Origin of the sequence: Enterococcus sp. S22(2020) (assembly GCF_020295385.1) — a bacterium.
In the GTDB taxonomy this organism is placed as follows: domain Bacteria; phylum Bacillota; class Bacilli; order Lactobacillales; family Enterococcaceae; genus Enterococcus_L; species Enterococcus_L dunnyi.
Genome location: NZ_JACFUD010000006.1, coordinates 201,163 through 216,269, shown reverse-complemented (window position 1 = coordinate 216,269; position 15,107 = coordinate 201,163). Strand labels below are relative to the sequence as shown.

12 protein-coding genes are annotated in these 15,107 nt (G+C 39.2%); 7 read left to right on the top strand and 5 right to left on the bottom strand.

Features of this window, described 5'->3' with window-relative positions:
- Positions 1-15 precede the first annotated feature (15 nt).
- The 5 genes from H3T55_RS13680 to cls all read left to right on the top strand — a co-directional run bounded on the left by H3T55_RS13680 (position 16) and on the right by cls (position 7,090).
- Complete coding sequence (locus H3T55_RS13680; RefSeq protein ID WP_225534800.1) at positions 16-1,452, top strand: glycoside hydrolase family 1 protein; 1,437 nt, start codon at positions 16-18, stop codon at positions 1,450-1,452.
- 94 nt (positions 1,453-1,546) lie between these two features.
- Positions 1,547-3,034, top strand: a complete 1,488-nt coding sequence (gene xylB, locus H3T55_RS13675; protein ID WP_225534801.1) for a xylulokinase — start codon at positions 1,547-1,549, stop codon at positions 3,032-3,034.
- A 20-nt stretch (positions 3,035-3,054) separates the two neighbouring features.
- Entirely contained in the window at positions 3,055-3,921 is an 867-nt protein-coding gene (locus H3T55_RS13670; RefSeq protein WP_225534802.1) for an ROK family protein, read from the top strand.
- Between the two features lie 142 nt (positions 3,922-4,063).
- Complete coding sequence (locus H3T55_RS13665; protein ID WP_225534803.1) at positions 4,064-5,395, top strand: dihydrolipoyl dehydrogenase family protein; 1,332 nt, start codon at positions 4,064-4,066, stop codon at positions 5,393-5,395.
- Positions 5,396-5,593: 198 nt separating this feature from the next.
- Positions 5,594-7,090, top strand: coding sequence for a cardiolipin synthase (cls, locus tag H3T55_RS13660; RefSeq protein ID WP_225534804.1), 1,497 nt, complete (start codon positions 5,594-5,596; stop codon positions 7,088-7,090).
- Positions 7,091-7,203: 113 nt separating this feature from the next.
- On the opposite strand, the gene H3T55_RS13655 is transcribed toward cls, so the two are convergent.
- From H3T55_RS13655 to H3T55_RS13640, 4 genes are all read right to left on the bottom strand, one after another.
- Positions 7,204-7,659 carry a GNAT family N-acetyltransferase gene (locus tag H3T55_RS13655; protein WP_225534805.1) on the bottom strand — a complete coding sequence of 152 codons (456 nt, stop codon included), beginning with the start codon at positions 7,657-7,659 and terminating at the stop codon, positions 7,204-7,206.
- Positions 7,660-7,899: 240 nt separating this feature from the next.
- Positions 7,900-9,045, bottom strand: coding sequence for an ArgE/DapE family deacylase (locus H3T55_RS13650; RefSeq protein WP_225534806.1), 1,146 nt, complete (start codon positions 9,043-9,045; stop codon positions 7,900-7,902).
- Positions 9,046-9,079: 34 nt separating this feature from the next.
- Positions 9,080-10,477 (bottom strand): MFS transporter, encoded by a 1,398-nt coding sequence (locus H3T55_RS13645; RefSeq protein ID WP_225534807.1) that lies wholly within the window; start codon positions 10,475-10,477, stop codon positions 9,080-9,082.
- Between the two features lie 2 nt (positions 10,478-10,479).
- Positions 10,480-11,673 (bottom strand): M20 family metallopeptidase, encoded by a 1,194-nt coding sequence (locus H3T55_RS13640; RefSeq protein ID WP_225534808.1) that lies wholly within the window; start codon positions 11,671-11,673, stop codon positions 10,480-10,482.
- 189 nt (positions 11,674-11,862) lie between these two features.
- Between H3T55_RS13640 and H3T55_RS13635 the strand changes: the two genes are divergently transcribed.
- Together H3T55_RS13635 and H3T55_RS13630 are read left to right on the top strand one after the other, a co-directional pair.
- Positions 11,863-14,202 carry a helix-turn-helix domain-containing protein gene (locus H3T55_RS13635; protein WP_225534809.1) on the top strand — a complete coding sequence of 780 codons (2,340 nt, stop codon included), beginning with the start codon at positions 11,863-11,865 and terminating at the stop codon, positions 14,200-14,202.
- A gap of 71 nt (positions 14,203-14,273) precedes the next feature.
- Positions 14,274-14,747 (top strand): glutathione peroxidase, encoded by a 474-nt coding sequence (locus H3T55_RS13630; RefSeq protein ID WP_087642150.1) that lies wholly within the window; start codon positions 14,274-14,276, stop codon positions 14,745-14,747.
- A gap of 125 nt (positions 14,748-14,872) precedes the next feature.
- On the opposite strand, the gene H3T55_RS13625 is transcribed toward H3T55_RS13630, so the two are convergent.
- On the bottom strand, positions 14,873-14,959 hold the full coding sequence (locus tag H3T55_RS13625) for a type I toxin-antitoxin system Fst family toxin (RefSeq protein WP_140405355.1): 87 nt from the start codon (positions 14,957-14,959) through the stop codon (positions 14,873-14,875).
- Between the last annotated feature and the right edge of the window lie 148 nt (positions 14,960-15,107).

Sequence of the window (15,107 nt, the reverse complement as noted above, 5' to 3'; positions counted from 1 at the left end):
ACTGGAGGCAATAAGATGGAACATAAACAACTGGATCAGTTTCCAACGAATTTTTTATGGGGATCAGCTTCTGCTGCTTATCAAGTAGAGGGGGCTTGGCAAGAAGACGGCAAAGGTGTTTCTGTTTGGGATGAGTTTGTTCGGATTCCTGGAAAAACGTTTAAAGGAACCAATGGTGATGTGGCTGTCGATCATTATCATCGTTACAAAGAAGATGTTGCTTTGATGAAAGAACAAGGCTTAAAAGCCTATCGTTTTTCAGTTGCTTGGACACGGATTTTTCCGAACGGACGCGGTGAGATCAACCAGAAAGGGCTACAGTTTTATATTGATTTAGTCGATGAACTGCTCAACAATCAAATCGAACCGGTATTGACGTTGTATCATTGGGACTTGCCTCAAGCACTTCAAGATGAGTATCAGGGGTGGGAATCAAGAAAAATCGTAGAGGACTTCACGAATTATGCTGCGACTTTGTTTGAAGCATTACGAGGGAAAGTAAAATATTGGGTCAGTTTAAATGAGCAGAATATTTTTATCAGCCATGGCTATTTAATGGCGTCACATCCGCCAGCAGTCAGTGATCCAAAACGGATGTATCAAGCAAACCATTATGCGAACCTTGCCAATGCTGCGGTTATCAAAAAGTTCCATGAGATGGATATGCCGGGACAAATCGGTCCAAGTTTTGCTTATGGTCCAAACTATGCTCTAGATAGCGATCCCAAAAACGTATTAGCAGCTGAAGATGCAGAAGATTTGAATGCTCATTTTTGGATGGATGTTTACTTATTCGGAAAATATCCGATCGCTGCAATGAAAATGTTGAAGGAACAAGGTCTGGCGCCAACGATGGAAGCCGGAGACGAAGAATTGTTAGCAGCAGGGAAACCGGACTTTTTAGGGATCAATTATTACCAAACGAATACAGTCGTGTTTAATCCTCTTGATGGTGTCGGCATGGGCAAAATGAATACGACAGGAGAGAAAGGCTCTACGGAAGAATCTGGGGTACCAGGTGTCTTCAAACGCGTTGAAAATCCTTTTGTTGAACGGACGAACTGGGATTGGGAGATCGATCCTGAAGGGTTGCGGATAGGCCTTAGAAGAATCGCCAGCCGCTATCGGATTCCTGTATTGATCACTGAAAATGGTCTAGGTGAATATGATAAGCTGACAGAAGAAAAAGAGATCCATGATGAATATCGTATCGATTATTTGAGCAGCCATGTACATGCGATTAAAGAAGCGATCACCGATGGCGTTGAAGTTTTAGGCTATTGCACGTGGTCTTATACAGATCTTTTGAGCTGGTTGAATGGCTACCAAAAACGTTACGGTTTTGTGTATGTTGAACAAGATGAAAACCAAAATGGCACACTGAATCGTTATAAAAAAGATAGCTTTTACTGGTATCAAAAAGTGATCAGTGAAAATGGTGCCAATGTTTAAAGTGTACGTAAGAAAGGCTGGAGCAATTTTTCCATTTGTTCCAGCCATTTTTTAAATGAAAATGTAACCGTTATTATAAAATGAGGTGAATAAAATGTCCTATGTTATTGGTATCGATTTAGGAACTGGCTCAGTCAAGGGACTGGTGGTAAATCAAGAAGGTAAGGTGGTTTTAGAAGCTGCCGAAAATTATCCTTTATATCATCCAGAAAAAGGCTATAGTGAACAAGATCCAGCAGATTGGCTCAATGGAACCAAACAAGTATTGAAACGCTTGATCGAAAAAATGCCAGAACTAAAAGAACAGTTGGAAGGTATCAGCTTTTCCGGTCAAATGCATAGTTTGGTGTTGCTGGACGATAACGACCAGCCTTTGAGAAACGCTATTTTATGGAATGATGTGCGTACGACAAAGCAATGTGAAGAAATCACTGAAAACTTGGGAGAACAATTGCTTATAAAAACGAAAAATTTAGCCTTGGAAGGTTTTACCTTACCTAAATTGCTTTGGGTCAAAGATCATGAACCTGATCTTTGGTCGCGGGCAGCGCATTTCCTTTTGCCGAAAGATTACGTCGCTTTTTGGCTGACGGGTAAGAAGCAGATGGAGCTTTCTGATGCAGCAGGGACTTTATTATTGAATGTGATGGATCAAAAATGGGATCTTGAGATAGCAGATGCTTTTGGAATTGCTCATAAATTGCTGCCGACACTCGTTTCTTCAATCGATAAAGTTGGTACGATAAATGAGTCTCTATGTGAAGAGTTGGGAATCAAAAACAGTGTCGATGTCTTTGCTGGTGGTGCCGATAATGCGTGCGCGGCTCTCGGTGCAGGAATCATCAATCAAGAACGGGGATTATGCAGTATTGGCACTTCTGGTGTTTTTTTAGCTTACGAGGGAATAGAGGAACCACAATATCAGGGCAAACTGCATTTCTTCAATCACGTGATCCCAAAGGCTTATTATTCGATGGGCGTCACTCTTGCTGCTGGTCAAAGCTTGACTTGGTTTAAAGAAACCTTTGCAAAAGAAAGGTCGTTTGATGATCTGCTCTACGGAGCAACGCAAAGTCCCATAGGTGCGAACGGCTTATTATTTACACCTTATATTATGGGAGAACGTACGCCTCATGTAGATAGTCAGATCAGAGGGAGCTTTATCGGGATCGATGCGAGTCAAAAAATAACTGATTTTACCCGAGCAGTTTTAGAAGGAATTACTTTTTCCCTAAGAGATGCCCAATTGTTGATGGAAACCATTGCAGGGAAGCGATTTAAAGAAATTGTTTCGGTTGGCGGCGGGGCTAAAAGTGATCTTTGGCTGCAAATACAAGCTGATATTTTTAATACGAAAATCGTGACATTAAAAACAGAACAAGGTCCAGGCTTGGGCGCAGCTATGCTTGCTGCTGTGGGATTCGGCTGGTTCAAAACAGTGGAAGAATGTGCAGCAACTTTTGTTGATTATGACAGAGAATATTTCCCAGATGAAAAAGCAGCAATGCAATACGAAAAAATCTACCACTTATATGCGCAAGTCTATCCGCAAACGAGAGAGTTGTGTCATCAATTAAAATAAATCGGTTTGGAGTTGAAACGATGAATCTATTAGCTTTTGATATTGGGGGAAGTTCAGTTAAATACGGACTGTGGAAAAATGAAAAGCTCGCCGAACAGGATAGCTTTCCTTTACCTAAAGACTGGATCGAAATGAAACAGATCTTAAAACAAATTTTTGACCAAAAGAGCCAAGTAGGAACCCTTTCAGGCGTCGCTCTCAGTGCACCTGGCGTCGTTGATGATAAAAAGGGGGAGATTCGTGGAGTGAGCGCCGTACCATATATTCATCATTTTCCAATTAGGAAAGAGTTAGAAACGCTATTTGGAGTACCGGTTTCAATGGAAAATGACGCCAATTGTGCCGCGTTGGCAGAAGTGTGGCAGGGAGCAGCTAAAGATGTGTCTGATTCTATTTTCTTTGTGATTGGTACAGGGATCGGCGGGGCAGTGATCATTGATCGAAAACTGTTTAAAGGCAGAAATCTGTTTGGCGGTGAGTTTGGTTATATGGCATTGAATGAATCTTCTTCTTTAAGTGACTTAGGCAGCTCAGTCAAAATCGTCAAAAAGTACAATTTGATCAATGGAACCCAAATCGACGGTAAAGAGCTTTTTGAACGAGCGGAAAAAGAAGATCCATTAGCCATCCAATTAGTCGAGCAGTTTTATGCAGCGATCGCGAGAGGCATCTATAATCTACTGGTTTGCTTTGACTCGGGAAGAGTCGTTTTAGGCGGCGGAGTCTCTAAAAATGAACGGCTACTGCCAAATATCCAAAGACATTTAACGCGTATTTTATTGGAACATGCAGTGACAGATATGGACTACGAATTGGTTACCTGTAAATTTGGAAATGATGCAAATTTGATTGGTGCGGTCTATCATTTTATGGAAAATAATGCATAGTGAATGGAAACGTTTGAACAGTGTTCGCACTGCTCAAACGTTTTTTTGTTAAAGAGTCTTTACTGTGCTGTCGTTTCCTCCTTTGATATAATTGAATTGTGAAGTCCTTAGAGATATAGAATGGATCAGAGGAGGAATCAGTATGGCAAAATTTGACATAATTATCATCGGTAGTGGGCCTGGCGGAATGGCAGCGGCGTATGATCTAGCGGCTAGTGGTAAAAAAATTGCTGTTGTTGAAGCGGATCTTTGGGGTGGCACATGTCCTAACCGAGGATGTGATCCGAAGAAAGTGTTGTATGGGGCAATAGAAGCACAAGATGCCGTTCAACAGCTTGAACATCATATTTTTTCTACCTTACCTAAAATCAATTGGCGTGAATTGATGGCTTACAAAGAAACCTTCACTCAGCACGTTCCAACTGAACAAAAAGCTGGTTTGGATAGCGCAGGTATTCAAACGATTTACGGACAGGCTGTGTTTAAAGATGAGCACACCATTACTGTGGTAGAACAGGAATATCAAGCAGATAGATTCATCATAGCAACAGGTCAAAGACCAGCCATTCTCACTATTCCCGGCAAGGAATATTTTGAGACAAGTACTGAATTTCTCAGCATGCAAGAATTACCAGAAACAATGATTTTTGTCGGCGGCGGTTATATTTCACTGGAATTGGCAAATATCGCGAACAGCTGTGGAGCAGAGGTTCATTTGCTGCATCATAATGATCGTCCATTGAAAGGCTTTGATGCAGAGTTGACCAAGGAAATGATCCAACAGTTGAGCGCTCGGGGAATTCACTTTCATCTGAACGAATCTGCTGAAAAGATCGTCAAGCAGGAGAAAAAATACAGTGTAACTTTGACAAGCGGTGGAGAATTACTTGTTGATCGTGTCTTTTGCGCAGCTGGAAGAATACCCAATGTAGAAAATTTAGGATTAGAAAAAATCGGAGTAAACTATAGTCGAAAGGGAATTATCGTAAATGACTATTTGCAGACGAGTGTTGAAAACATTTATGCATTAGGAGACTGTTTAGAAAAATCACTCCCTAAATTGACACCCGTTTCAAGTTTTGAAGGCAGTTATTTAGCGGATTTGATTGGAAAAAATAAACAAGAGCCTATCAACTATCCGACTATACCAACCATTATTTTCAGCTCGCCTAAACTTGCTCAAGTTGGTTTGACAAATGTAGAAAAACTAGATGCTGAAAACTATGAGGTACAAAAATTAGATCTGTCACAATGGTTTACATACAAACGCATCAATGAGCCGCTGGTCAAAGCTACGATCGTAACCGAAAAAGCGACAGGAATATTAGTAGGAGCCTCTATTTTAGGTAATGAGGCCGATCAATTGATCAATCTTTTCACTATCATGATCAATCAAAAGTTACGATCAGAACAAATCGATCGATTGATTATGCTTTATCCAACGGTTGGCAGTGATTTAGGGTATTTATATTAATAGCAAAAAGAGTCCAGAACAAAAACTAGAAAACCGTTTTGTTCTGGACTCTACTTCTTGATAGACAACTTTTGTTTTAGCGCTTTTTTAGATAGAAAATCAATTGTCTATGAATTATCGTTATGCTTTATTTTTAGTGTTTACTACCTTTATAATATATAGGAATCGTAAAAAATGTTGAAAAGTAGAGGAAATGATATGAATCAAACGATACGGCAATTTGGTGTTTTATTAGCAGTACTAGTTATTGGAATAGGAATACTGTTTCTTCTTTTTCCCCAAGTGATGCTTGTTTTTCTTATGTTCTTTGAATTTATTGCTATTATATTGAGTATTTATATTTTATTTAAACGGACAGATGTGACGAGTATTAAGGTTGCTTGGATACTTACACTGTATTGCCTACCGATAGTTGGTATATTTTTGTATCTTTTTTTTGGTCGAAGCCAGTTGAAAAGCACAGCGATCCAAAAAAAAGAACAGCAATATCTACATGAATATGTTCAAACCCTTCAGACAAATCATACTAGTCCGACAAGCATGCTAAAGATCAAAAATGAACGCTTAGCTGAGAAGAGAGTGCTCGGAGGCAATCGTTTTGATATCCTAACAGATGGTGAGGCGACATTTGATGCCATTTTTACCGCTATCGAAGAAGCAAAGGAGCATATCCATTTGTTTTATTTCATCATCAAAGAAGATGAGTTGGCTGAAAAATTGAAGAAATCTTTGATCAAAAAAGCGCAAGAAGGTGTCAAGGTACGTTTTGCTGTAGATGGCTTAGGGTCATTGAAATTGTCTGATGCCTATTTAAACGCATTACGAGAAGCGAATGTAGAGGTTTGTATTTTTAATCCGATCCATACCTTCTATCACCTATTTAGAGCCAATTGGCGCAATCACCGGAAAGTGATCGTGATCGATGGACGTATAGGTTTCACTGGTGGCTTGAATATTGGCAATGAATACTTAGGTCTGACTGAAAAATTTTCATCTTGGCGAGATACACATATGAGGCTACAAGGGCCAGTAGTCACACAACTACAGGAAACGTTTCTTTATGACTGGCTGTATATGAAAAATACAACTGGGAGTGCCAGTGAATTTTTATCGGAACAGTATTTTCCGATCGATTATGCGGGTGATGATGAGGGACAGGTCATTTATGGCGGTCCCTATGATCAGGAACGGGTGATCCGTGATGTATTTTTTAATATGATCGATTCAGCAACTGGAAAGATATCGATCGCCAGCCCGTATTTTGTTCCAGATGATGAAATGTTGGCTTTGTTAAGAAGAGTTGCCCGGAATGGGATCGAGGTAGAAATCTTGATTCCGGGAAAAGGGGATCGGAAGCTTTCGTATTATGGAAATGACTTTTATCTAGAAACACTGATCAGTGCAGGAATCAAGGTATATAAGTATGACAATACAGCCTTTTTACATTGTAAAGTGATGATTATCGATGAAAAGATCGCGACTGTTGGTTCTACGAATTTTGATATTCGCAGCTTTGATATCAATCATGAGGTTTCTGTTATTTTATACAATGGAGAAGGGGTGAAAAAATTGGCGGAGGATTATCGGAGGGATGTGCAGAACGCTACTGAGATCACTGACGTAGATCTTACTGAAAGAAGCCGTTGGAAAAAAATAAAAGGTCGTGTTTGTGGTCTTTTTGCACCGCTTTTATAATTAAAGTGGAAGCTGTCGAGTTTGTTCTCCAAAATTGATCGGGGTTTGTTTAGTAATCTAAAAATGAATAAAACAGCTGTTCAAAAGACAAAGCAGCTGCAGTTAATAATTGACTATAATAGTGATTTTTCATAATGGATCCAAGAATCAGTTCTTTCCCCGAAGGAATCATAAAGTTTTTGGGCGCCGAGGTTATCTATGTGCGTTTCCCAAACCATACTAGCACAATTATTTTTTTCTCCAAAAAGGATACATTCTTGAATAAGTTTTTTGCCAATAGCTAATCCTCTATAATCATTATCAACAAATAAGTAATTCATATTGATGACTTTCTTTAAATTCATTGTGCTGAATGAATAATATAAGGTTGCAAAACCAACAATTTTTTGATCGATCTCAGCAATCAACTGACAACCTAAACAATCAGAATCAACGAGATGTATAATATGTTCCTTTATTTGGTTTCTAGTTACATTTGGTTTTAGAATACTTAAATTCATATACTTCTGCATTAACATACTTAATTCTGGAAGATCCTTCATTTCTGAGCGTCTAATATATATTTCCATGTTATTACCTCCTTTTTCTTAATACTAGTTTATCGTAAATGATTCTTCAATTGACGAGTGAGGTTCTTAATAGGAACTTAAAATAGTAAGATCATTGTAGCTATTTAGTTAGAAATGAACAAGGTTGAGACTAAAAGTAGTTAGCTTCGAGAAATAATCTCCTTTTTTCTCACCATTTATTCGAAGAATTTAGAGGCCGGAACAAAACTTTTTTTAGTTTTGTCTCGGCCTTGTTTCACTCTATTTCAAATACTCTTTAGCAATCGATTCATTGATCGTGATCATTTGGTAAAAGTCATCGATATTTACAAATTCATTTGGCTGGTGAGCATATTTTGTTTCACCAGGACCTAAGATCAAAATAGGAAAATCTTTTTCTACTCGTCCAAATTGTGAACCATCTGTATAGCCAGTCATGCCGAAGGTCTTCGCAGGTTTACCTGTTACTTTAGAGACAACCTCTTGTGCCAAGACGGTAAATGGATTATCAAGCTCTGTTCTCATTGAAGGTAAATCGTTAATGAACTCGATTTCTGCTTTAAATCCCGGAACAGTTTCAGTCAGTTTGGCCAACATATCGTTGAATTGTTGTTTTAACTCAGCGTGATTTTGTGCTTTGATCGTGCGGATATCGATTTCTACTGTACATTTATCGGGAACAACATTGGTGCCGTTACCACCGTTGATAATGTCCAGACTAGAAGTAGATGCGCCCACTAATTCATCGACAGATTTAGAGAAATCAAAGGTTTTTTTAAATGCATTTAATACCAAAAGCATATGTTCGATTGCGTTGACACCTTGATCAGGCATAGAACCGTGCGCTGTTTTTCCGTAAGTTGTGATTCGAGGCCATAAAGCACCTTTATGAGCCACACCGATTTCTACATTTGTTGGTTCACCAATGACTAAGGCATCAAGATCGTCAGCATAGCCTTCATCGACTAATTGTCCTGATCCGATCGCGCTTGTTTCTTCCCCAACCGTCGCTAAGAGTTTGATACTACCTTTAAACTGACTGCCCGCCTCTTTTAAACGGATCATAGCTACAACTGCTGCTATCAGACCTGATTTCATATCGCAAGTGCCTCGGCCGTAAAGCAAGCCATCTTTTTCAACTGCTGCAAATGGATCTTCATCCCAAGGGATTTCTCCGACAGGCACGACATCCATATGACCAGAAAAGCCTAAAACAGGACCAGGTGCAGTGCCTTTCAACGTAGCGACCAACTGGCTTCGTCCGTCACTGTAAGTCACTTGCTCACAAGGAATATCATAGGAGTTGAATAGCGCTTCAAGCTTGTCAGCCACTTGCTTTTCTTCTCCTAAAATACTTTTGATTTGAACGACTTCTTTTAATAATTGTAATGCTTCTTGATTGTTCATTCGTATTTCCTCCAATTTATGAAATAAGACTAATTTAATTACGTTTTTCTTTTGGAATGATAAAAAGAATAGAGCCTAGTGCTAATACACAAAACAGGATATTCGTTAGTAGTCCGCCTGTGGCACCTAATGTGTAATTCCCTGATGCGCTCAAACCGTTATAAACAGCTGCAGAAATTGCTACGCCGAGTGCGCCGCCTAGAGAGCTGGCCATTTTGTAAATACCGGATGCTACTCCTGCTTTTTCATTCGGTACACTTGAAATCGCTGTATCGGTAGACGGTGTTGCATACATACCAAGTCCCATACCAAACAAGCTATAGCCGATAAAAACAAGGACAAAATAAGCTGTACCTGTGATCATGGTCAACGCCATCAGACCAACACCTACACCTGAGAGAATGGTTCCCCAAAGCATCGGTTTTTTAGCTCCGATCGTTTGCAATAATTTTTCCCCAATACGGATCGTGATCAACACTAAGCAAAGATAACCAATAGAAAGCATTCCTGTTTTAGCTGAAGAAAGGCCGCGTCCTTGTTGGACATACGTATTAATAACGATCAATGTTCCAGCGACAGCGTTTAATAAGAAGTTTGAGATCGTCGCACCGAGATAGCCGCGGTTTTCAAAGAGTGAAAATTCTACGAAACTGTTGTCGATCGCTTGTTCAACTCTGTAAAAGGCGATCAATCCAGCTATTACGATGACAGCTAAAATCAAGACGATCGGACTGGCCCAGCCTAATTCAGAACCTTTAGAAACAACGATATTCAAAGCGACCATTGAAATAATAAAGAGAAGCAAACCAACTGTATCGAACTTGCTGTTGCTGTTTGTTTCGACTTTGCTTTCAGGAGTACCGAAGATCAATAGTGCGCTGATAATAGAAATAATGATTGAAAAAACAAATACATAGCGCCAACCTAAAGAACTAGCGATCGCTCCGCCGAAGAAAGAACAAAAGCCTGAACCGCCCCAAGAACCGATCGACCAGTAGCTTAGTGCCCGTTGGCGGTCTTTTCCCTCATAATACGTTTTTACTAAAGCCATTGTCGCCGGCATGATACAAGCAGCGGACAAACCTTGTAAAATACGACCACCGATAAATAACGCTGGACCATGGGCCACGACTAATGCACCTGATCCGATCACACTTAAAATCAGACCGATATACGTCAATTTCATTCTGCCTAATTTATCGGCTAAACCGCCGGCAACGACGATAAAGATACCGGAGAATAACCCCGTCATAGAAATACCAATGCTTAAAATACCTGATGAAACCCCTAAGTCACGCTGAACATCCGGAGCCATGTTGAGTAACGATTGAGCGAATAACCAATAGGTCAATACGCTCAAAACGATCCCAACTAATAATTTATTTGTTCCTTTATATGCTGCAGTTTCTGCTGTATGTGTTGTTGCTTTCATGATTAAACTCCTTCAGATAAGTAATGTAAAACGGCTGCCCCCATTGATTTTGCTGCGATCAGCAAGCAGTCTTCATCGATATAAAATTTTGGATGGTGATGTGGATACATCGGCGTGCCTTCTTTGTGCGCGCCAACGAAAAAGAAACAACTTGGACGTTCTTTAGCATAATAAGCGAAGTCTTCAGAAGGTGTTTGCGGACCGCATTCTACTAAATGTTTGATTTCGGGAATTTGCGCTTCTGTAAGTGCTGCTGCGACCATTTCAGTTGTTTGTTCATCATTGACACAAACAGGATAATCATTGGCATAATCAAGATCGTACTCAATACCAAACGCCTTGCAGACACCATCTAAAATTTGTTTAAATTCTTTTTCAACGATTCCACGTGTTTCTTCCTTCATGATCCGTACATCGCCTTCAAGAGTAACGGAATCTTTGATTACATTCGCTGACCCTTTGCCATCAAATGAACCGATCGTTACAGTGGCTGTATCGAAAGGATCGATGCGGCGGCTGACGATCGTTTGGACAGCAGTCACGAATTGTGAAGCAGCAACGATCGTATCGTTTGCATCCTGAGGTGTTGAACCATGCCCACCTTTTCCTTGTAAAACGACTTTAAAGGTTGCACGGCCGGTATGAACAGAGCCTTTGTGATAAAGGACATCTCCTAAAGGCATCATACTCATGACATGGATACCCAAAACATGATCCACACCGTCTAAACAACCGGCTTCGATCATTCCTTTGGCTCCGCCTGGCGGAACTTCTTCAGCAGGTTGATGAATGATTCGGATCGTACCAGGCAGCTGATCTTTCAGCTCGATCAAAGAATCTGCTAGAATCATCATGTAAGCGGTATGGCCATCATGACCACAGGCATGCATCACGCCATCAGTCTTAGAGGAAAAATCCAGACCTGTATCTTCTTGGATCGGCAAAGCATCAAAATCTGCTCGAATCGCCAAAACAGGTCCTTTTTTACCGCCATGAATATCGACTAAAAGACCATTTCCGCCGCCGATATGTGTTTTTACTTCACAATCTTTGCCCGCATAAAAGTCAGCAATATATTGTGCAGTCTTGGTTTCATGAAATGATAATTCTGGATTCTCGTGAAAATGTCTGCGAATCTTGATCATTTCAGCTTCTTTTTGTTGAAGCAACGTAAATAATTGGGTTTTAATATCCATTCTTTGTGAATCTCCTTTCAAATACACTCCATAGTTTATACCTATTTTTGACTAAGACAATGCGGATATTTTCTTAAATTCAGGATAATTTTTATTAAACAAAATATGAGAAAATAAACAACTTGTTAAAGAACGATATTTTCTGAAATGTGCTACAATATTAGAGAAATCTGATAAAGGAGCAAACAAATGATTGCAAATGAAAATTATCGCGTTCGTTATCATCAATTGACTGACGAAAGACAAGAGTTAGCCAAAGAAACAACGATTCTGCTCGTTTTAAAAGGGGAATTGTTGATTACGATAGAAGAAAAAAGCGAAACGATCCAAGCTGGAGAACTGTTTGTGATCAATGCCAGTGATTATTTTGTCTTGAGTAGACAGACACATGAATCCTGTTTTTATATTGAATTGACTATCAATAGTCTGTTCTTTGCTTCCCAGTTTCCAGCTTTTTTCTACACGTACTTTGATTGTCGCCCCAAGCAAAAAGAATATGGGAAATTGCATGCGGTTTTATCCTTAAGAAGACAGATCGCTGAGTTATGTTTAGTCAAATTCAGTGAGGAATCCGCTAAGCAATTAAAAGCTTCGTTATACTTGACCCAAATTATTTTGTCTTTGGTACACAATTTTCAAAGGGAAGAAGAGAGTACGGCGCTACATTCAGAAAATCAGACATTGAGAGATATCTTGGAATATATTGAAAATAATTATCAGAGAGGAGTGTCTTTAGCAGAGACGGCAGAGCACTTTTTTATGTCAGAACCGACATTATCCAAATTTTTTAAAAAGGAAACAGGTGATTATTTTTCCCATTATGTTCGATCACTTGCGGTCAAGCATAGCTTAACAGAGCTGCTTTATACGAAAAAAAGTATTGAACAAATTGCTCTTGATGTAGGGTTTCATAGCAGTAAGACCTATCGGGAACAGTTCAAGAAGCTTTTTCAGGTGTCGCCAACAGACTATCGTTTCACCCATTTAGCTAAAAAAGAAGTCAGCCCAACGCTGCATTTGAAAGCATCTACTACTGATTTAACGATCAAAGAAATTTTGCCCCCATTATACAGTTATCTTCAGACGACGTTAGAAGAAGCTCAGAGCTCTGAGCTTTCATTAAAAACTAAGCAATTACAGATTACTTGTGAAAAAACAGTGACAGATTATCAAAAGAAAGAAGTGATCATCAAGGTCGGTACTCTGGAAAATTTAGCGTTGAAAAAGGTGCAAGAAGAGCTTATTGAATTGAATGAAGAAATAGGAATCGATTACATCAGTGTGCATTCCTTATATGCTCAGTTGCCGCTGACCGTTCAGATTCATCAAGAAGCTGGAATGAATTCTTTTCCAGCCTTTGAAAAGCTGGATTGTATATTGGCATTTTTGAATGAACATCGATTCCGCCTATTTTTTCAACTATCATTGCCAAAGTTCAGGGCAATGGGTGCCTATGAACGAGAAAATTATCGTAAATTTTTCAGACATGTTCAAAGTACGTTCGGTAAACAGATGTTGACACACTGGAAAATCAATTGCCGGTTTGAAGAGCAACAGACAGACAATTATCATTCTGAATTTTTGGAGCTGAAGAAAATCATAGATAGCCAATTTCCAGAAATTGAAATAGGCGCAGAATTGTCTTTAGATGATCCGTTTTTTGAATATGATGAGTTGAGCTCATTCCGATTTTTCTTTAAAGAAATTGCTCCTTTTTGTAAATTTGTTTCGTTTTCGGCGGAACCGAATTATGTGTTTAGGAATTTAGACAGCACGTTTCCCGATTTGAAGAATTATCATCAATATGTGCTGAATAAAACATTCTATATCAAGCATCTCATGAAAGAGTTTGACGTGAAATTACCCTTATATTTAACGGAGTGGAATACATTGACAGGAATGACGCGTATCAGTAACGGTACATTCTTTAGAGGAGCGATCATTCTAAAAGATTTGTTGATGTTGACGCCATTACTACAGGGCTATGGTTTTTGGCTGAATATCGATCTATATGAGGTCAACACTCAAAATCGTCCGTTGAAAAATGATGGCTTGGAACTTTTTCATTATCATAGCGGCAAACGTCCAGTGTATTTTTGCTTATGGCTAGCACGTCGACTGGGTGGAACTGTTGTAGCGGCAGGAGAAGAGTATATAATGACACATAGCAATGGGAAATATCAGCTATTGCTGTTCAATACTAATTATTTTGACCCGCACCTTTCTACGGAGGAAGCTTTCTTAAAAAGTCATTCGGTAAATATCGAACTGGATCTATCGAAAATCAAGCCTGCACAATATCAGGTCAAGCAAATTGAGTTTAATCGCTACAATGGCGCATTATTTTATACTTATGAAGAATTTAAAAATGCGGCGTCACTTGATCTGGAAGCACAGGAATATATTATGAATAAAAGTCGGCCTAAGATGAGAGTATTTGATGTACACATTCAAGAAACCTTTCTTTACTTTGTAACATTAGATACGAACGGCATCGTTTTGCTGGAAATGACTCCGATTTATTATTGAAGCGTGTATTCTTGACGAATCCCTTTTGACTAGCTAGTATTTAGAAAAGAGTATAGAGAGGATGATAGAGGATGAGTATTTATGACTATCAAGTAAAGACGACTGACAACGATACAGTTTCGCTAGAGAAATACAAAGGGAAAGTCCTGTTGATCGTCAATACGGCGACCGGCTGCGGTTTTACTCCACAATATGAGGGATTAGAAAAATTATATAAAGAGTATAAAGAGCAAGGATTTGAAATTCTGGATTTTCCTTGTAATCAGTTTGGGCATCAAGCGCCAGGAACGAATCAGGAAATCAGCGATTTTTGTCAATTGACGTATCAAACGACCTTTGAAACATTTGGAAAAATCGATGTGAATGGTGAAAATGCTGACCCATTATATGCTTTTTTAAAAGGCGAAAAAGGCGGACTTTTAGGTGGAGCGATCAAATGGAACTTCACGAAGTTTTTAGTTGATCGTGAAGGCAAGGTCGTGAAGCGTTTTGCACCAACAGTAGAACCAGAGAAAATCGCTGGGGATATTGAGAAATTAATGTAAAATATAACATTCTTCTTGATGTTTAAATGCTGATCATGGTATACTACCTTTGAAAGCCAAAAACATCAAGTACACAAACCCCCTAGAGGTTGGGACTCTAGGGGGTCTTTTTTTGTCGCCTATTTTCACTTCTTCTTTCTGTTATTTAACCAATACTCGAATAGAGCAAGCAAAATCCCGACAAGAAGTGGACAAAGAAATGCCAATAACATCAAGCACACCTCCTTTCAGTCGCAAAACTGTAAGAAAAGGCGACAAAATAAAATACGCATAAATACGGATAAATAGGTTCTTCTTCACGTATAAAGATTCTATAAAGAAAATCCTTCCACTTTAACACTATCTTTATATAAAAACTGA